The organism is Salinicola socius (assembly GCF_001937195.1).
In the GTDB taxonomy this organism is placed as follows: Bacteria; Pseudomonadota; Gammaproteobacteria; order Pseudomonadales; family Halomonadaceae; genus Salinicola; species Salinicola socius.
Window position 1 is genome coordinate 267257 of the sequence record NZ_MSDO01000009.1, and the last position, 19572, is coordinate 286828.

Annotated in this window: 16 protein-coding genes; 6 read left to right on the forward strand and 10 right to left on the reverse strand. The window is 63.8% G+C overall.

The window, feature by feature from the left end; translation table 11 throughout:
• Positions 1–7: 7 nt before the first annotated feature.
• Entirely contained in the window at positions 8–940 is a 933-nt protein-coding gene (hemF, locus tag BTW07_RS08370; RefSeq protein WP_075569693.1) for an oxygen-dependent coproporphyrinogen oxidase, read from the forward strand.
• Positions 937–1749: a shikimate dehydrogenase gene (gene aroE, locus BTW07_RS08375; protein ID WP_075569694.1), complete on the forward strand. Its 813-nt coding sequence runs from the start codon at positions 937–939 to the stop codon at positions 1747–1749. The genes hemF and aroE overlap by 4 nt, the downstream gene beginning before the upstream one ends.
• A gap of 146 nt (positions 1750–1895) precedes the next feature.
• Here aroE and BTW07_RS08380 read toward each other — a convergent pair whose 3' ends face one another.
• Complete coding sequence (locus BTW07_RS08380) at positions 1896–2723, reverse strand: M48 family metallopeptidase (protein WP_083941671.1); 828 nt, start codon at positions 2721–2723, stop codon at positions 1896–1898.
• 93 nt (positions 2724–2816) lie between these two features.
• Positions 2817–3482, reverse strand: coding sequence for a hypothetical protein (locus BTW07_RS08385; protein WP_075569696.1), 666 nt, complete (start codon positions 3480–3482; stop codon positions 2817–2819).
• Between the two features lie 316 nt (positions 3483–3798).
• Here BTW07_RS08385 and BTW07_RS08390 point away from each other — a divergent pair, with 316 nt between their 5' ends.
• The 4 genes from BTW07_RS08390 to BTW07_RS08405 all read left to right on the forward strand — a co-directional run bounded on the left by BTW07_RS08390 (position 3799) and on the right by BTW07_RS08405 (position 10239).
• Positions 3799–4671 carry an ATP-binding protein gene (locus tag BTW07_RS08390; RefSeq protein WP_075569697.1) on the forward strand — a complete coding sequence of 291 codons (873 nt, stop codon included), beginning with the start codon at positions 3799–3801 and terminating at the stop codon, positions 4669–4671.
• A 73-nt stretch (positions 4672–4744) separates the two neighbouring features.
• Complete coding sequence (locus BTW07_RS08395) at positions 4745–8242, forward strand: ATP-binding protein (RefSeq protein WP_144076870.1); 3498 nt, start codon at positions 4745–4747, stop codon at positions 8240–8242.
• A 1-nt stretch (position 8243) separates the two neighbouring features.
• On the forward strand, positions 8244–8630 hold the full coding sequence (locus tag BTW07_RS08400) for a response regulator (protein WP_075569699.1): 387 nt from the start codon (positions 8244–8246) through the stop codon (positions 8628–8630).
• Complete coding sequence (locus BTW07_RS08405) at positions 8623–10239, forward strand: diguanylate cyclase (RefSeq protein ID WP_075569700.1); 1617 nt, start codon at positions 8623–8625, stop codon at positions 10237–10239. Before BTW07_RS08400 ends, BTW07_RS08405 begins: the two co-directional genes overlap by 8 nt.
• A gap of 15 nt (positions 10240–10254) precedes the next feature.
• Here BTW07_RS08405 and der read toward each other — a convergent pair whose 3' ends face one another.
• From der to rlmN, 8 genes are all read right to left on the reverse strand, one after another.
• On the reverse strand, positions 10255–11658 hold the full coding sequence (der, locus tag BTW07_RS08410; RefSeq protein ID WP_075569701.1) for a ribosome biogenesis GTPase Der: 1404 nt from the start codon (positions 11656–11658) through the stop codon (positions 10255–10257).
• A gap of 190 nt (positions 11659–11848) precedes the next feature.
• On the reverse strand, positions 11849–13015 hold the full coding sequence (gene bamB / locus BTW07_RS08415; RefSeq protein ID WP_075569702.1) for an outer membrane protein assembly factor BamB: 1167 nt from the start codon (positions 13013–13015) through the stop codon (positions 11849–11851).
• Positions 13015–13671 carry a YfgM family protein gene (locus BTW07_RS08420; protein ID WP_075569703.1) on the reverse strand — a complete coding sequence of 219 codons (657 nt, stop codon included), beginning with the start codon at positions 13669–13671 and terminating at the stop codon, positions 13015–13017. The genes bamB and BTW07_RS08420 overlap by 1 nt, the downstream gene beginning before the upstream one ends.
• 98 nt (positions 13672–13769) lie before the next feature.
• On the reverse strand, positions 13770–15050 hold the full coding sequence (gene hisS, locus BTW07_RS08425; protein WP_075569704.1) for a histidine--tRNA ligase: 1281 nt from the start codon (positions 15048–15050) through the stop codon (positions 13770–13772).
• Positions 15051–15189: 139 nt separating this feature from the next.
• On the reverse strand, positions 15190–16305 hold the full coding sequence (ispG, locus tag BTW07_RS08430) for a flavodoxin-dependent (E)-4-hydroxy-3-methylbut-2-enyl-diphosphate synthase (protein WP_075569705.1): 1116 nt from the start codon (positions 16303–16305) through the stop codon (positions 15190–15192).
• 8 nt (positions 16306–16313) lie between these two features.
• Positions 16314–17393, reverse strand: a complete 1080-nt coding sequence (locus BTW07_RS08435) for a RodZ domain-containing protein (RefSeq protein ID WP_083941673.1) — start codon at positions 17391–17393, stop codon at positions 16314–16316.
• Positions 17394–17453: 60 nt separating this feature from the next.
• Complete coding sequence (pilW, locus tag BTW07_RS08440) at positions 17454–18191, reverse strand: type IV pilus biogenesis/stability protein PilW (RefSeq protein ID WP_075569706.1); 738 nt, start codon at positions 18189–18191, stop codon at positions 17454–17456.
• Positions 18192–18395: 204 nt separating this feature from the next.
• On the reverse strand, positions 18396–19529 hold the full coding sequence (rlmN, locus tag BTW07_RS08445) for a dual-specificity RNA methyltransferase RlmN (RefSeq protein ID WP_075569707.1): 1134 nt from the start codon (positions 19527–19529) through the stop codon (positions 18396–18398).
• Between the last annotated feature and the right edge of the window lie 43 nt (positions 19530–19572).

Genomic DNA, 19572 nt, shown 5'->3' on the forward strand with positions numbered 1-19572 from the left:
GACGATCGTGGCACATCCCCATCTCGAACGCGTCAAGGACTACCTGCTCACGCTTCAGGACAGGCTCTGCGAGTCGCTGACCGCGCTCGATGGCGGCGGATGTTTTCGGGAGGAGACCTGGGACCGTCCCGAAGGTGGAGGCGGGCGCTCGCGGGTGATCGAAGAGGGCGCGCTGTTCGAAAAAGGCGGCGTCAACTTTTCTCATGTCTACGGTGCGGCGTTACCGCCTTCGGCGAGCGCGGCGCGTCCCGAGCTGGCAGGTCGCAGTTTCCATGCGGTTGGCGTGTCCTGGGTACTGCATCCCCGCAATCCGCATGTGCCGACGGTGCACGGCAACGTCCGTTTCTTCATCGCCGACAAGCCCGGCGAGGCGTCCGTGTGGTGGTTCGGCGGCGGCTACGACCTGACGCCCTACTATCCCTATCTCGAAGACGTCCAGCATTGGCATCGCGTGGCCAAGGCGGCCTGCGATCCTTTCGGAGACGATGTCTATCCGCGCTTCAAGGCCTGGTGCGACGAGTACTTCTTTCTCAAGCACCGCGACGAGACCCGTGGTGTCGGCGGGCTGTTCTTCGATGATCTCAACGCAGGGTCGTTCGAGGAGTGCTTCGCCTTCCAGCGCTCGGTCGGCGACAGCTTTCTCGAGGCGTTCGAGCCGATCGCCCAGCGTCGCCGGGCGGTGCCGTTCGGCGAGCACGAGCGCGAGTTTCAGGCCTATCGTCGCGGACGCTACGTCGAATTCAATCTGGTGTGGGACCGCGGCACCCTGTTCGGCCTGCAGAGCGGCGGGCGCACCGAATCGATTCTGATGTCGATGCCGCCGCTGGCACGCTGGCAATATCAGTGGGCGCCGCAGGCCGATACCGTCGAGGCTCGCCTGAACGCCTATCTCCAGCCCCGTGACTGGTTGAGCACAACGCAGGAGCCGCAGCCGAAATGACTGATCGCTACGCCGTTTTCGGCAACCCCATCGGACATTCCCGATCACCGCGAATCCACACTGCATTCGCCGAGCAGACCGGCGAGGCGATCAGCTACTCGGCGATCGAGGCGCCCGTGACCGATTTCGCGGTTGCCTGGCGCGCCTTTGCCGAGGCCGGTGGCCGCGGTGCCAACGTGACCGTGCCGTTCAAGCAGGCGGCCTTCGCGCTGGCGCAAGTGCTGTCGCCGCGGGCCCAGCTGGCCGGGGCGGTGAACACCCTTTCTCTCGGCAACGATGGGCTTCTGCACGGCGATACCACCGATGGTGTCGGTCTGGTTCGGGATCTGCAGGCCCATGCGGCCCCGCTGGCCGGCGCGCGGGTGCTGTTGCTCGGCGCCGGTGGCGCGTCGCGTGGCGTGATCGAGCCGCTGCTGGAGGCGGGTATCGCGTCGCTGACGGTCGCCAACCGCACCGTGTCCAGGGCCGAGGAACTCGCTTCGCGGTTTGCCGCCAGGGGCGAGGTCTCCGGATGCGGCTTCGAAGACGTCGCGGGGCCGTTCGATCTGGTGATCAACGCCACCAGCGCCAGCCTGGTCGGCGACCTGCCGCCACTGCCGGGCGAAATCTTCGCGGCGCAAGGGCTGGCCTACGACATGATGTATGCCGCCGAGCCGACGGTCTTTCTCCGCTGGGCGGCCGAGCAGGGTGCCCGATCGGTCGACGGACTCGGCATGCTGATCGAGCAGGCGGCGGAATCGTTCTGGCTGTGGCGCCAAGTGAGGCCGGATACCGCGCCGCTGCGGGAGCTGCTGAGGCGGGAGCTGTAAGCGCTCCAGCGGGCAGGGTTTCGCCGTCATGCGACGTCAAGAAAGGGGAGCGCGAGGGGATCCCCCTCGCATTCACGAGCAACAGGGCGGTTGACGCGACGTCAGTGGTCACTCGAACACCTTCGAATATGTTGCCCTGATCCCAATCAAACCTTGCAGTTGGGCCGCTTGCCATTGGCCTTGGCTTGCTCGTAGCGTGGCTGGGCTTCGTTGAGCCGATCGTGCAAGCCTTCCATGCGCTGGCTGTTGCTGGGATGGGTGGACATCCAGGCCGGCGGTTCGCCCTCGCTGTTGGCCGCCATGTTTTCCCACAGCTTGAGACTGGCGCTGGGGTCGAATCCGGCATCGGCCATCAGATCCAGCCCGACCAGATCGGCTTCGGATTCCTGCTTGCGCGAGAACGGCAGGATGACGCCGTACTGGGCGCCAGCACCCAATAGCCCCATCACCTGTTCGCCTCCCGCGCCTTGCAGGCCGGCGACCGTTTGCAGTACCGAAAGCCCGCTCTGGGTGGCGGCCTGGGTGGAAACCCGCTCATTGGCGTGATGCGCCAGAACGTGTCCAACCTCGTGGCCGATGACTGCAGCCAGCTGGTCCTGATTGGTGGCGACGTCGAGCAGCCCGGTATTGACGCCGATATAGCCCCCCGGCAGCGCGAAGGCGTTGGCGGTGCCGTCCTTGAAGAGCTTGACCTCCCAGTTGGAAATCCCCTCGCTGGCGGGCACTTCGGCAGTGATCGCCTTGGCCACGCACTGGACGTAGGCCGCCTTGGCGCCGCCGACAGTGGGTAGCTCCTGTTCATACTGGGCAAAGCTCTGCTCGCCCATCTGTGCCAGTTCATCGTCGGAGTAGAACGCCAGCTGGTTGCGGCCCAGCGGAGAGGTGCTGCAGGCGCTCAGCAGGACGGCAACGCCGAGGGCGCCAATCAGCCGGGTCGAGGGTCTTGCCGACATGCAGGGTTTCGAGTCTTCCATCAGGGTCTCCGGAGCTGCCTGAAACTGTATCGTCGCGGCGATTTGCCGGGACTGGTTATGAATCCGCTCAAGATACCCGGCCTGGCGGAGCGGTCAACCCGAGGGCTTGTCTCTCGCGTCCTCCGCGGTGTTTTCGGGTGCGCTCTCCTGCGGGTTGTCTGGCGAGATCGTGGCCGGCTCGCCGACATCCAGCGTCAACGTCGGCGCGGTGACGATGCCGTCGAGCGCCGCCGGTAGTGTCGGGGTCAGCGATAGCTGGCTGCCTGCCGGCAGTTCGCCGCTACGACTGAGCTGGCGGGCGAGGGAGAGCAGCGACGAGACACGCTCGGCCTTCGAGCTCAACGCATCGATCCCGGTCGGCTCCAGGGCCACCGGCAACGTGACCGTCGCCGGCTCGCCGCCCTGCAGTCGAATGGTCTCGTCGATTTCACCGGCAGTCGGCTCGGCGCCCGGTACCTGCAACTGCCAATCGAAGCCCTGAAGTTCGATCGGAGGAGCGCCGGCAGGCAGTGTCATGGCCAGGGGCAGATCGATGTTCACCGGTAGCCCGGCCAGTGCCAGGCCGGAGCTCAGCAGCGAGAGTTCGTCGATACCCTGCAGGCCGGGCGAGAAGTGATAATTCCCGATCCGCACGTTCTCCACGCCCATCGACGACAGGGCGATCCGCCCCAGCATGAAGCTGACCTGAGGCAGCGCCAGGCAGCCGCCCAGCAGGGCCACCGACGCCAGTGCGATGAACGGACGGTAACGAGACGGCATCGCCTCTCCTTGCCTGAGACAGCTCGAGATGGACGGCAGAAGCCCAGCGCAATGGCACTGTCGTCAGCGGCCGATTCGACGACTAGCCTGCGGCCGATTCGACGACCAAGGGCACGGCGATGGGCTGCAACTGGACCCGCGGATTCAACCGGCACAAGATACGCTGTTTCCGGCAATCCGCAATCGTTACTGATGAGGGCCTTTAGTGTCCACGTCGTAAGGCTGGTGGAGCTGTCTTGTCACGCCCGTCCTGAGGGCACGAATGTCATTACGGAGAGAAAAATGCGGTATGGAGAGTGGAAAAGGGGAGTCAACGATGGACGCTGATCTGGCGCAACGTTTGAGCCGGCTGCTGGATCGGGTCGAAAGCTGGTTGCCCGAGCAGCCGCCGGCGGTGGACTGGAGTCGCGATATTGCGGCGCTGTGGCACTCCCATCCGATGGGCGGTCAGTTGGTGGCCGTATCGCCGCGCGACGGCGTTCGACTGGACGATCTGATCGGCGTCGAGCGCCAGAAACACGCGCTGCTGGAGAATACCCGCGCGTTTCTGAAGGGCTATCCCGCCAACCATGCATTGCTGTGGGGCGCTCGCGGCAGCGGCAAATCCTCGATGGTTCGCGCCCTGCTCAATACCCTGGCGCCCGATGGACTGCGGCTGATCCAGGTCGATCGTCACGACCTGGTGGCGTTGCCGATCCTGGTGCAGCGTCTGCGCGACCGTCCGGAGCGGTTCGTGGTCTATTGCGACGATCTCTCGTTCGAAGGCAGCGACGATGCCTACAAGGCACTGAAAAGCGTGCTTGACGGTACGCTGACCGGTCCGCCGGACAACGTGCTGCTGTACGCGACGTCCAACCGTCGTCATCTGCTGCCGGAATCCATGGCCGACAATCAGCAGACTCAGCTGGTCGATGGCGAGCTGCATCACGGCGATGCGGTGGAAGAGAAGATATCGCTGTCGGATCGGTTCGGCCTGTGGCTAGCGTTTCATCCGTTCGGCCAGCAGGCCTATCTCGAGACTTGCCAGCACTGGGTTGCCCATCTGGGAGGAGAGAACGCCTGGAACGAGGACGCCCGCGCCGAAGCCGTTCGCTACGCCACCTTGCGCGGCGTCCGCAGTGGTCGGGCGGCGTGGCAATTCGCCTGTCAGTGGGTCGGTTCGCAGTCTATTCAGCGCCCCACGACGTAGACGAATGCGTTACCCTCATGAAAAAGTGTGAGTTATTCGACTCATGCTCACGCGTTCATGAGGGAAGGGCCTGGTGAAACACTCCCGCTTACCGATATGCCTGATTGTGCTCGGCAGCATCTTGCTGACCCTGTTTTTCGGCTGGATGTTACTGCAGGCGCTGCATAACGATCGCGAAACCTTCGAACGTGATCTGCGGTTTCAGTCTCAGGAGCAGGGCATAACGGTCAGGACGTCGCGAGCCGGGCTCGAGCGGCGCGTGCAGGTGCTGGCCTCGACGCTCGCCGCCGACACGACGATTCGCTCGCTGGTGGCACAGGCCGCTGACACCGATTCCACCGCGCGACTCGAGTCACTGCGTCGGCGTCTGGACGAAAACCTAGAACCCTTTTGGGAGGCACTCCAAGCGGGTAGCGCACTGGAACTGAATGTCTTTGTGCATGCCGGCGGCGAAATCCGTCCATTGCTGAGCATGGAGCCGCCGGACGCACCGCAGGAGGCCCGGAGCGACGGCGGCTATCTGCTGCATCAGAGTGTCATCCACCAGCGTCCGCAATTCGGTGTCGAATACGACGGTGAGCGGGCGACCACGATCGGCGTGTCGCCGATACTGGCATCGGACAGTGACGGGGCGGATGCCTCCGTGGTCGGGTTGCTCGAGCTGGAGTTCGGCATCGTGCCCAACGTCGATAGCCTGGCGGATCAACTGGACAGCGGCGTTGCCGTACTCTTCCGACATCGGGATGACACACCGGGCTGGCGGGTGGACGCAAGCTCCCGATCGCTGATCGAGACTTGGCTGCAACAGCGCCAGCTACCCACCCGGCGCGACGACCATACCCTGGTGGCAGGTGACGACGGACGTCACTATCTGCTGACGCTGGTGCCGCTGAGTCAGACTGGGCGGGAAAACGAGGCGCCGGTCGCGGCCGTGGCGATCTGGAAGGACGTCACTACCCAGTTCGAGCAGCGTGGCGAGCTGATTATCAATACCTGGCTGCGCTGGGGCGTGGCGTGGCTGATCGCCGAGGCGTGTCTGCTGTTGCTGTTATGGGGAACCCGCCGCGCCACCCGCGACACCATGCTGCGACATCAGCAGCGGCTCGAAAGCCAGAAAGCGACGCTCGAGTCCTTGAATCAGCGGCTCGAGGCGCAGAAGGAGACACTGCAGACGCTCAATGACATTGCGGCGCTGCAGGAGACCTCTTTCCTCCGGCTGGTGGAAAAAGCGTTGCAGGCGGGTGCAGAACACCTGGGCATGCCGTTTGCCGTGGCCAACCGTATCGAGGGCGAAGACTACCTGATTCAGGCCGCCTACTCCCCAGACCAGCGCTTCGCGCCGGGGCAGCATCTGACGACCAGCGATACCTTTTGCGAAATGACCATGGCCAGCGACGACGTCGTCGCTTTTGCCGATGCCGACGAGGATGGCTACGGCGAGCATCGCTGTCGGCTGCGCTACGCGTTGAAGAGCTATATCGGCGCGCCGATCTGGGTCCACGGCGAGCGCTACGGCGCGTTGGCATTCAGCAGTGACCAGGCCCATCCACGCCAGTTCGATGAAGTCGACAAGGAGTTCGTGCGTCTGCTGGCCCGCTGGATCGGCGCCACGCTGATGCGCTGGCGTGAAGTACAGACGCGCGAAGAACTGAGTCAGCGTTTGCGCAAGATCGCGTCGCAGACCCCGGGACTGATCTATCAATACCGGATCGATGCGAATGGCCGGGCCTCTTTCCCCTACGCCAGTGAAGCGATCAAGACGTTCTATGGCATCACCCCCGAACAGGCGGCGGAAGATTCTTCTGCCGTGATCGAGGCGATTCTGGAAGACGATCGGCCCAAGGTTCTCCAGTCGATTACCGAGTCCAGAGACAACCTGACCCCTTGGCACTGCGAATATCGCATTCGGCATCCCGATGGCCGTGTCATCTGGCTGGCCGGCCAATCGATACCCGAGCGCGAGGCGGATGGCGGCACGCTGTGGCACGGCTTTCTGCACGATGTCACTGCGCGGAAACGCGATGAACGACTGAAGACGGAATTCATCTCGACCGTCAGCCACGAGCTGCGCACGCCACTGACATCGATCTCTGGCGCGCTGGGGTTGATTCAGGGTGGTGCGCTGGGTACGCCACCCGATACCATGCGCGGCATGCTGGCCACTGCCCATAACAATTCGCAGCGTCTGATCATGCTGATCAACGATCTGCTCGATATGGAGAAGCTGGTCGCCGGCAAGATGACGTTCCAGATGCAGGAACAGCCGTTGATGCCGCTGATCGACCAGGCCATCGAATCCAACCAGGCCTATGCGGATCAGTTCCGCGCGCACTACCTGGTGACCGAGCGGGTGGAGGGCGTGGGCGTCAATGTCGATGCCATGCGGCTGCAGCAGGTGATGAGCAACCTGCTCTCCAACGCCGCCAAGTTCTCGCCGCCGGATACCCAGGTCGAAATCCGGGTCGAGCCGATCGCCGACCGGGTGCGGATCAGCGTCATCGACAGTGGTCCCGGCATCCCTGCCGAGTTTCACGACCGCATGTTCCAGAAGTTCTCCCAGGCGGATGCGTCAAGCACGCGAAAGCAGGGAGGCACCGGTCTGGGGCTCGCGATTACCCGTGAGCTCGTCGAGCGCATGCGCGGGTCGATCAATTTCTTCTCGGAGCAGGGGCACGGCGCCTGCTTCTTCATCGAACTGCCGTGTTTCGCCCTTCCCGCGCAGCCCGACGAGGCGGCATCGGCGAGCGCCAATGTGAGCGCTCCCGAGGCGACCGACGCCAGCGTCTCGGGGTCACGGCTGTTGATCGTCGAGGATGATCCGGACACCGCAATGCTGTTGGCTACGCTGGTCCGACACTGGGGCTATCAGGCGGAAACGGCGCACACCATGAGCGATGCGCTGAAGTGGCTGGAGCGGCGTAGTTTCGACGCCATCACGCTCGATCTGATGCTGCCCGACGGCAATGGTTTGACGCTGCTGCGCCAACTGCGCGAGCAGCCGCAGACACGCGAGCTGCCGGTGCTGGTGGTGTCGGCGACCGCGGAAGAGGGACAGCTCGAGATCGGCGGTCGACTGGAAGCGGTGGACTGGCTGGCCAAACCCTTCGATCAGAAGCGGCTGGCTGGCGCCCTGCACAGCTCGCTGAGCCTGCGTCCACAGCGCGAACGCATCCTGCATATCGAGAGCGACCCCGAGCTGTCCCATCGTGTTGCCGAGCAGATTGCCCCGAGCATGACGCTGGATGTGGCGCGCTCGTTGCAGGAAGCACGCTACCTGCTCGACGGTCAGGAGTACGGCTTGATCTCGCTGGATCTGACGGCGCCGGAGGGGCCCGGCTGGGAAGTGATTCCGCTGCTGAGCGAGCTGGTGCGTCAGCCCGCCGTCGTGATTCTTTCCGAGGAAGCCCTGGCGCCGACGCTGCTGGGCCGTGTGAAGACGGCGATCGCCAAGCCGGGGTTGTCGGCTGAGGCGCTGATGGAAGCATTCGATCGCCAGCTCCACGGCACTTCGACGCTCCCGGATGAGGATTCGGAGCGCGAGCCAAAGAACGACCAAGAGGACAACGGTTGATATGAACCCCCTTCAGCGAATTCTACATGTCGAGGACGACATCTCGATTCAGGAAGTGGCCAAGGTAGCGCTCGAGATCGTCGGCGGCTTCGAAGTCGAGAGCTGCGACGACGGCCAGTCGGCGTTGGCGCGAGCCGATCAATGGCAGCCGGATCTGATTCTGCTCGATGTCATGATGCCGGGGATCGATGGACCCACGACCTTGAACAAGTTGCGTGAGCAATCCTCGACCCGGGAGATTCCGGTGGTCTTCATGACCGCCAAGGTCCAGCCCAGCGAGATCGAGCACTACCGCTCCATCGGCGCGCTGGACGTTGTGATCAAACCCTTCGATCCGATGACGCTGGCGGCGCAGCTGCGCGAGATCTGGGAGCGGGCGCATGACTGACGTAGACGTCCAGGCCCGGTTGGCGGCACTGCGGGAACAGTACGGCCGTCGCCTGAGTGACGACTTGCAGACATTGATGGCGCAGGCTCGGGAGTTGAGTGCACGCCAGAGCGCGATCGGGCTCGACGCTCTGGAGACGCTGCGTCAGGGCCTGCATCGCATCGCGGGTTCTGCCGGCACCTTCGGCTACGCCGCGCTGAGTCGAAACGCGCGCGAAATGGAGGTCTGGCTGCAGACGGTGATCGAAAGCGCCGCGCAGCCGACGCCTCCGACGCTGGTGGTGCTGCACGATCGCCTGCAGGAGAGTTATCGGGATCTGGAGCTCGCGCAGACTTCGGAAGTGGTCGAGCCCGAGGGCAGTTACCATCTGGCCAGCGGCGACCGGGGGATTCGCGTGGCCGTACTGGCCGACGGTGATACCGATACGCTGATTCGCGCGCTGAGCGGCTTCGGCTACGAGTGTCGCAGCCTCGACGCCCAGGCGACATTTCCCCAATGGCAGCCGGATATCGCCATCGTCGATACGGCCAAGGTGGCGGATGAAGTCTGGAAGCCGGCGGTGGAGGCGGCTCCCAAGGCGGCGTTGATTCTGCTCAGCGGCGCCGGCGATTTCGAGACGCGGTTAAAGGCCGTTCGCAACGGTGCTCAGGGCTTTTTCACTCATCCGGTGGACGTCCCTTCGCTGGAGCATCGTCTGCGCCATTTGATCAACCTGCCGCAGCAGGATCCCTATCGGGTGCTGATCGTCGACGACGACGTCGATCTGGCCGAGCATTTTCGGCTGACACTGAAGATGGCCGGGATCGAGTCCCGAGTGATCAGCGACCCTCGCGATGTCCTGAAAGGCCTGCGGGATTTCGTGCCCGATCTGGTGCTGATCGACATCAACATGCCCGGCTGCTCAGGGCCGGAGCTGGCACGGATCATCCGATTCGACGACGACTGGCTGAAGATCCCGCTGATCTATCTCTCTGCCGAGTCGGATGCCCAGCGACAGGCGAAGGCCCTGGCCCAGGCGGGGGACGACTTCCTGGTCAAGCCGATCTCGGACGTGGCGCTGGTGGCTGCGGTCACGGCGCGGGCGCAGCGTTCGCGCCAACTGAGCCTGGCGCTGGCCCGTGACGGGCTCACCGGACTGATCAAGCATCCCGCGATAAAGGAACTGATCGAGCTCGAGGTAGCGCGTGGTCAGAGAACCGACACGGGGGCTTGCGTGGTGATGATCGACATCGATCGCTTCAAGTCGATCAACGATACCTATGGTCACGGCACCGGCGACTACGTCATTCGTCTGCTGGCCAACCTGCTGCGGCAGCGACTTCGCCGGGTGGATCACGTCGGGCGCTACGGGGGGGAGGAGTTCGTTGCCGTGCTGCCATCCTGTTCGCTGGAGAATGCCCGAGACGCCATCGAGCGGATTCGCGTCAGCTTTTCCGAACTCGAGTGCGTGGCGGACGACAAGACGTTTCACGCGACTTTCAGCGCCGGCGTCTCCTGCACCCAGGATTGGCGGGATGCCGAGACGCTGCTCGAAGCCGCCGACAGAGCGATGTACGCGGCCAAGCAGGGTGGCCGCAATCAGACGCGGATCGCGGCTTCACGGCAGTGAGCGCCAAAGTCCCGCTCAGCGGCGGCTCTTGCGGGCTTCGCGACTGCGCCCCAGCTCGCGTTTCTTGGCCTTCTCGCGGTCGCTGGCGCCGGCGTCCGGATCGTAGGGGTTGTCGCCAGAGCGGAATTCGAAACGAATGGGCGTGCCGCGGACCTTCAACACCTTGCGGAAGGTGTTGGTGAGGTAGCGCTTGTAGGCTTCCGGCAGTGACGCCGTCTGGTTGCCGTGGACGACGATGATCGGCGGGTTGCTGCCGCCCTGGTGGGCCATGCGCAGCTTGATGCGTCGACCGTGGATCATCGGCGGTTGGTGCTCGCTGACCGCGTCCTGCAGGATCGAGGTCAGGCGGTTGGTCGACCAGTGGCTGTTGGCGCTGTCGAACGCCTTGTCGACCGATTTGTAGAGATCGCCGACGCCGGTGCCGTGCAGTGCCGAGATGAAGTGCAGCTCGGCGTAGTCGGCAAAACCCAATCGGCGCTTGATGTCGGAGCGCATCTTGTCCCGGGCTTCGCCTTCCAGACCGTCCCACTTGTTGACCGCCAGCACCAGCGCACGACCGCTGCTCAGGACGTAGTCGAGCAGATGCAGGTCCTGCTCCACCAGCCCGGTGCGCGCATCCAGCACCATGATGGCAACGTGGCACTCCTTGATCGCTTCGAGCGTCTTGATGATCGAGAATTTCTCGGCGATCAGGCTGACATTCTTGCGACGACGCACGCCCGCCGTATCGACCAGTACATAAGGCTTGTCGCGCCGTTCGAACGGGATCTCGATGGCATCGCGGGTGGTGCCGGCCTCATCGAACACGACCACACGCTCTTCGCCCAGCATGCGGTTGACCAGGGTCGACTTGCCCACGTTGGGACGGCCGATGACACCGATATGAATGCCGGGATGGTTGCCGGCCGGGCCGGCATTGGGATCGCGCTCGGGAAAGGGCGCCAGCACCTCGTCGATCAGCGTGGTGACGTTGCGACCGTGGGAGGCGGCGATGGGGCGCGGGTCGCCCAGACCCAGGGCCCAGAAATCGGCCATTGCCGTCTGCTCTTCGAGCCCGTCGGTCTTGTTGACCACCAGCCAGGTCTTTTTCTGGTTCACGCGCAGGTGGTTGGCGATCGCCTGATCGGCCGGCATCAACCCGGCACGGGCATCGACCATGAACAGCACGATGTCGGCTTCATCGATGGCGGTGAGCGACTGCTCCGCCATGGCCGCATCGATGCCCTCCTCGTCGCCGCTGATACCGCCGGTATCGATCACGGTGTAGGTCTTGTCGCCGAGCTGGCCGCTGCCGTATTTGCGGTCGCGTGTCAGACCGGGGAAATCGGCCACCAGCGCATCGCGGGTGCGTGTCAGGCGGTTGAAAAGCGTCGACTTGCCGACGTTGGGTCGGCCAACCAGGGCGATAACGGGATTCATGGCGATTCGCAAAAGGGCGGTGACAAGATGGACGATCGGAGGGAGGGGTCGGATAACCCGATACGATCGATGCTGATAGCTCGGCATTCTAGCATGTGACAAGCGCGAAGTCCGAACCTCTCGAGGTTCTAGAGCCGGGACGCAATCGGCCCCGCCGAAGCGGGGCCGATGGTGAAGCCGACGATACCGATCAGTTCTGGTCGGACATGCTCTTCACGTCATAGGCCACCAGGGTGCCATCGTTGCTCAGCGCATAGAGACGCTGGGTGCCCGTCAGCAACGGCAGGGTCAGGCCATCGCCACCGATATGGGTACGACCGCTCATTTCGCCGGTCGAGGCGTCGATGAGGTGGATATAGCCCTGATAGTCGCCCACGGCGATGTTGCCATCGACGAACGACGGTGCGGTCAGCGAGCGACCTTCGAGAGCGTCGGAATCCCACATCACGCGGCCGGTGTCTGCCTCGATCGCGATGACATGGCTGGCGGCATTGACCGTGAACAGGTAGTTGCCCACCACCAGCGGCGTCAGGTAGCTGGATTCTTCATGCTCCCACAGTACCTTGCCGGAGGTGGCTTCCAGCGCCAGCAGGCGTCCGTTGTAGCTGGTCACGAACAGGCGGCCGTCCTCGGTCAGCACCGGCTGGCCATCGAGGTCGACGAGCTGATCGACTTCGGTACGTCCCTTTGGCACCGCGACGCGCATGTCCCACAGCGGCTGACCGCTACGGTTGTCCAGGGTGACCAGACGACCGTTGGCGAATCCGGCGAAGGAGACCGGTTCGATGACACGAGGCGCGCCAGTACCACGCAGCGTCAGCGCCGGCTGCGAGCTGGAGTAGACCCACTGTTCGTTGCCGTCCAGACGATCGAGCGCCGTGACCGCGCCATCGACACTCTGCACGACGACCAGCTGGCTGTTGACCTGGGGCGCGGCCAGCACTTCGCTGGAGACCCGTGATTTCCAGTCGATGCTGCCATCTTCGCGATTGACGGCCAGGACTTCGCCGTTGCGGGTGCCGATGTAGAGACGCCCACCGTCGGCACCGATGCCGCTGGAGATCGGCGTGCCCAGATCGACGTCCCACTGGGTATCGCCACTGTCGGTGTCGATCGCGCGCAGGTCGCCGGTCTCGTCGACCGCGTAGATCGTGCCGTTATCGATGATCGGCGTCAGCGGATAACGGGCGCGACCCAGGCCGTCACCAATACCCTGATCCCAGCGCTCGTCGAGGCTGACCTTGGGCGTGAAATCCTTGAGTTCCTTGGGCGGATACTGCGGTTCGACGCTGCCGGCACAGCCGGCCAGCAGTGTCGCGGTCAGCCCCAGAGGCAGAAGCAGGTGGGTCAGTTTCATCAGGTGGCATCCTCCGCACCGAGATCGTCTAGCTTGAGCTGCAGGCCGTAGATGGTCTGGTCGGCATCCTGCGCCAGAGTCTGCGCCTGTTGATAGGCATTACGCGCGTCCTCGGGTCGCTCGAGCGCGGTATAGGCGTCGCCGAGCACGTTCTGACGCTGCGCTTCCAGGGCCCCGGGAACGCTGTCCCCGAGCGTGTCGAGCGCCGTGTCGGGATCGTCGCTGGCAATCTGCAGGCGAGCCAGATCGATGCGCGCCAGACCTTGCATGTAGGGGCGGTCGCTGTTGTCGATGACATCCTTCAAGGCCTTCAGGGCGCGGTCGTTGTCATCGGCGTTGACGGCGATCTTGGCTTCCAGCAATCCGGCCAGATCGGCATACAACGTGCCACCATGATCGCTCTGCAAGCCGTCAGCGAGGTCGAACGCCTGGGTGCGGGCGTTGTCATCGAGAGTGTCGCTGCTGGCAATCGCGATCAGCTGCTGATAGGCATTGGATGCCTCGGCAGACTGGCCTTCCTGGTAGCGCTGCCACGCCTGCCAGCCGAAGACGCCGGCCGCGGCGATGACGATGCCCACCAGCAGGGCGCTTCCGTTGGCCTTCCACCACTGCTTGATCGCGTCCAGCTGCTCTTCTTCGGTCCTAAGCTCCGCCACGGGCGGTCTCCTTCTGTATTCAAGACGGCAATCGGTATTCAACACGGCAATCAATGGGAAACGTGTATGTCTCCCCGTTGCCGGTCAGCCGCTCAGGTTCAGGCAAACTGCTGGTCGAGCCAGGTGATGGCGTCATCCAGTTCGAGTGTCCGTTGTTCACTGCCGTCGCGCAGTGGCTTCAGCGTCAGGCGGCCATTGGCGATCTCGTCCTCGCCGAGAATCAGCGCCACCGTCGCGCCACTGCGATCGGCACGACGGATCTGGCTCTTGAAGCTGCCGCCGCCGCAGTGTACCTGAAGACGCAGCGTGGGCAGAACGTCGCGCAGACGCTCGCCGAGCAGCAGCGCTTCGCGCTCCGCCGAATCACCCATGGCCAGCAGGTAGGCGTCGGCGCCGCCCTTGGCTTCTTCGGGAACCAGGTCGAGAGTGTCGAGCAGCAGCATGAGACGTTCCAGCCCGATGGCAAAACCCACGCCGGGCGTGGGTTTGCCGCCGAGCTGTTCGACCAGGCCGTCATAGCGCCCGCCACCGCAGACGGTGCCCTGGCTGCCGAGGGCGGTCGTCGTCCATTCGAATACGGTGCGCGAATAGTAGTCGAGCCCCCGCACCAGCCGGGGGTTGATGCGATAACCGATGCCGGCAGCGTCGAGCGTCGACTTCAACTGTTCGAAGTGCGTGCGGGACTCCTCGTCGAGATGCTCGAGCAGCTGTGGCGCGTCAGCGAGCATCTCTGCCATGGCCGGGTTCTTGGAATCCAGGATCCGCAGCGGATTGGTGGTCAACCGACGCCGGGAGTCCTCGTCGAGAAGCTCGTGATGGGATTCGAAGTAGGCGACCAGTGATTCACGATAGGCCGCGCGGGCTTCCGGCGACCCCAGCGAATTGAGCTCGAGGGTCACGTGTTCGGCCATTCCGAGCTGGCGCCAGAGCCGCGCGGATAGCAGGATGATCTCGGCGTCGATATCCGGCCCGGTCATGCCGTAAGCCTCGATGCCGATCTGGTGGAACTGGCGGTAGCGGCCTTTCTGCGGACGCTCGTAGCGGAACATCGGGCCCATGTACCACAGGCGCTGCGTCTGATTGTGCAGCAGGCCGTGCTCCATCGCCGCGCGCACCACCGCCGCGGTATTTTCCGGGCGCAGTGTCAGACTCTCGCCATTGCGATCGTCGAAGGTATACATCTCCTTCTCGACCACGTCGGTCGCTTCGCCAATGGAGCGGGCGAAAAGGGCGGTCTGCTCGACGATCGGGGTGCGGATTTCACGATAATCGTAGCGGTCCATCAGCGAGCGCAGCTGTCGCTCGAGGTATTGCCACGCGGGCGACTGATCCGGCAGCAGATCGTTCATGCCGCGAATGGCTTGTAGTTTGGTACTCAACTGACACTCCTGCCTATACGGAAACGCCACAGGCGGCCTGCCTGGGCGTTCGTCGGTGATTCACGGGTTGTCTTGGGCGGCGACGCATCCGGGTTCGCGTTACCTTACCGGGCTTCCCGCGATCCGGGCCTCGCGCCGATCAGGCTTCGCGGGCGATCAGATCGTCGGTGCGGCTCTCTTTCTCTTTGGCCTTGGCGCGGATCAGCGCTTCGAGATCGTCGACCAGATGATCGTTGCGCAGTTTGCTGGCCGGCTTGCCGTCGATATAGACCAGGTTGGCCGGACTGCCACCGGTGAGGCCGATATCGGTTTCCTTGGCCTCGCCGGGACCGTTGACCACGCAGCCGATGACCGAGACGTTCAGCGGCGTCATGATGTCTTCGAGGCGCTCCTCGAGGGCATTCATGGTCGCGATGACGTCAAAATTCTGACGCGAGCAGCTGGGGCAGGCGATGAAGTTGATGCCCTTGGCGCGCAGCTTCAGGCTCTTCAGCATGTCGAAGCCGACCTTGATCTCCTCGACCGGATCGGCGGCCAGCGAGACGCGAATCGTGTCGCCGATGCCATCCATCAGCAGCATGCCGAGTCCGATGGAGGACTTCACCGTGCCGGACCGCAGGCCGCCGGCCTCGGTAATACCCAGATGCAACGGCTGTTCGATCTGCTTGGCCAGCAAACGGTAGGCGGCGACGGCCATGAACACGTCGCTGGCCTTGACGCTGACCTTGAAGTCGGGGAAATCGAGCCGGTCGAGGTGGTCGATATGGCGCATGGCGGATTCGACCAGCGCCTCCGGCGTCGGCTCGCCGTACTTCTTCTGCAGATCCTTCTCCAGCGAACCGGCGTTGACGCCGATACGGATCGGGATGCCGTGATGGCGAGCGGCGTCGACCACCGCGCGTACACGATCCTCGCGGCCGATATTGCCGGGGTTGATGCGCAGACAGTCGACGCCGAGTTCGGCCACGCGCAGAGCGATCTTGTAATCGAAGTGGATATCGGCCACCAGCGGTATGCTGACCTGGCGCTTGATCTTGCCGAACGCTTCAGCAGCGTCCATGTCCGGTACCGAGACGCGCACGATATCGGCCCCGGCCTTCTGCAGGCGCTGGATCTGATCCACGGTAGCGGCGACATCGTTGGTGTCGGTATTGGTCATGCTTTGCACGCTGATCGGCGCGCCGCCGCCGATGGGTACGTCACCGACATGGATCTGTCGCGAGACACGGCGGGTGATCGGAGAGGGCATTTGCATGGCGCTTCTCAGTCTCCCAATGTGAAGCGGGCAACGTTGTTGCCACCCGCGTATTGACTCAGGTCGATCGGTTCGCCGCGGTATTCGAGCGTCACGCCACTGGCGTTGCCGACGGTCAGGCGGAAGGGTGGTTCGCCTTCCGCGGTTGCCTGACTGCCGGCGGACTGCAGGCCGCTGAAGATCCGGTCGTCGTTGGCATCATAGATCTCGGTCCATGACTCTTCGTTGAAAGTCAGGGAGAGCGTGTCGTCGCCGGCCGCAGCTGCCGTCGAGCCATCCTCTGTCGAGCCATCCCCTATCGATCCATCCTCTGTCGAGGCGGTCGACGTGACATCATCCGCCGCCGATCCGATCTGCCCGGCCTGGCGCGCGTCGTCGTCCGGCGTCGCCGATTCCGCCGATGCGGAAATGCCCGTGCCGTTGCCAGTGTCAATCCCGCCGCCCGTGAGTGCAGAACCGCTCGTCGAAGTCGGTGTGCCGTCACCGGCCGATGGCATGTCCCCCTGGGTGGCCAGCGGTGGCAACTGGGTATCGGTATTGGGGGCCATCGCGCCACTGTCTGCATCTGCGGCGGTGGACGCAGTGCTGTCGTCATCGCCGTTCAGGCGGTCGACCGCGATCGGACTGTCATCGCTGCCACCGCCGAAGATCTCGTTGCCTTCTCGGCTCTGCCACCACAGCAGTGTCAGCGAGATCAGTCCGACGATCACCAGCAGCGTGAACAGGCGGAATATCCAGGCACCGACCCGCGAGGGCTGATGTGAGGTATGAACCGGTGCCAGCTTGCGATCCATGTCGCCACGCCCGTGGGTGGCATCATAGGCGGCGACGACGCTGGTCTCGTCAAGACCCAGCAGGCGCGCATAGGCCCGCACGTAGCCCCGTCGGTAGGCGGCGATCGGTACCTGGTCGAAGCGATCCTCCTCCAGGCCGGTCACCACGATCGGGCGCAGGTTGAGCTGCAGCGCGACCTCTTCGACGCTCAGTCCCTGGCGCTCGCGCTCGTTCTGAAGCATGTTGCCTGCCGTTTCGCGAGAAGGGCTGGGCGCATCGTATTGCTTGGTCGAGGGTTCTTTCATTTCGCTCATGGGCGAAAATCCTTCTGATCTCTTTCCCGAGCCGAGGCTCGAGTACGGGGTCTGTTAGCCTCAGGAGCCGCCGAGCTGCCGGCGATAAAAGGCAGCACGCGTCGAGTCGCCTTGCGCGCTGGCGATATCGCTCGCCAGGTGCAGGCTCTCGGCATCGGTGCCGGCCACGGTGAAATAGCGCTGCAAGCGCTCCCAGGCGCGTTCGTTGTTACCCTGCGTGTGATCGATACGAGCCAACGCCAACAGGCTACGCGCATTGCGCGGATCGATGTCGAGTGCGCGCTCGTAATATCGGCGAGCGGCGGTCTCGTCGCCGTTGGCAATCTGGCACTGGCCCAGATTCGCGAAGAGCTGGGCTCTGTTGGTATAGGTGATGTCCTGACTGGCGACGTTCAACTGATCGCACGCCTTGGCGTACTCGCCACGCTGATACAGCAGCGCCGCATAATTGTTGCGAATGCGCGTCGCGTCGGGCTCGGCTTTCAAGGCCTGCTGAAAGAAGTGGTCAGCCTGGTCGAGCTCCTGCTGACGCTGATACAGCAGCGCCAGCCCCTCGAGCGCGCCGCCGTCGCCGGGATCGAGGTCGATGGCGTGTTCCAGAGCCTGCTGTGCCCGCGGGAGATTGTTCTCGGCAAGATAGGCCTTGCCAAGCCGGGTATAGGCCGCCGCTGCGTCCTCGGGACTGTCCTGCTTCGGCCCGTTGGAGGAAACCGCCGTGGCGCAGCCACCCAACAGACACACCACACCCATGGCGATACTCAGCGACCGTATCGAAGAAGGGCGAGATGGGTGGGTCATGCACGGCTCTCCCACGTTAAGAGGCTGCGACGGCCGATACGTCGCGTCCCGGACAACTGAAAACAAAGCGGTTTTGGGGTTCCCATCAAAGCGCTGCACCGTGGTGAAGTCAAGGTGACGGCTATCCGATTCGCTGTCGGCGTTGCCACGGCCCACCGGTTTTCGAGGCCAGGGGCGGGTTGCAACAGCGGCAACCGCCCAGACTCAGTCGGCATCCAGCTGGATCGACTGGATGTAGCGTTCGTGGCGTTTGGTGCGATCCTTCACCTTTCCTACCAGCTGACCGCAGGCGGCGTCGATATCGTCGCCACGCGTCGTGCGTACCATCGCGGTGTGGCCGAGTTCGTAAAGCCAGCTCTGGAAGCGCATCACCTGGTTGCGGGATGGCTTCTCGTACCCGGAATGGGGAAACGGATTGAACGGGATCAGGTTGATCTTGCACGGCAACTCGTCGAGCAGTGCGATGAGCTCCTGCGCATGCACCTGCTGGTCGTTGACGTCCTTGATCAGGGTGTACTCGATGGTGATGTGGCGCGCATCGCCGCATTTGGCCAGGTAGCGCTGGCAGGCATCGAGCAGCGTGCGGATGTTGTACTTGCGGTTGAGCGGTACCAGTTCGCTGCGTAGTTCGTCATTCGCGGCATGCAGCGAGATCGCCAGGCTCACGTCGATGTCGTCGCCGAGCTTATCGATCATCGGCACCACGCCGGACGTGGACAGTGTCACCCGGCGCTTGGACATCCCGTAGGCGTTGTCGTCGAGCATCAGCTTCATCGACGGCAGCACGCTATCGTAGTTGAGCAGGGGCTCGCCCATGCCCATCATCACCACGTTGGTGATCGCGCGGCGTCCATCCGGGGCGCTCATGCGGCCACCGGCACGCTGCTGGGCGACCCAGACCTGACCGATGATCTCGGCACTGGTCAGATTGCGCTGAAAGCCCTGCTTGCCGGTGGAACAGAAACTGCAGTCGAGCGAACAGCCGACCTGGGATGACACGCATAGCGTCCGCCGTGCGCCATTGTCGGCCGGGATCAGCACGGTTTCGACGTAGCTGCCATCCTCCACCTCGAGCACCCACTTGCGGGTACCGTCGCTCGATGTGCCTTCGTAGACCACTTTCGGGCCCCGGATCTCGGCACTCTCTTCCAGTCGGGCACGCAGCGGCTTGGAAAGGTTGGTCATCGACTCGAAGTCGTCGCAACCTTCCTGGTGGATCCACTTCATGACCTGGGCGGCGCGGAATTTCTTCTCGCCCAGAGAGACGAAGAATGCCTCCATCTGCTCGCGGGAGAGCCCCAGTAGATTGGTGCGCGGAGTATCGGTAGCAGCGCTCATGGCAACGGAATCGGCTCGAGGGTGGCGGGGTGTCCGGGAACGG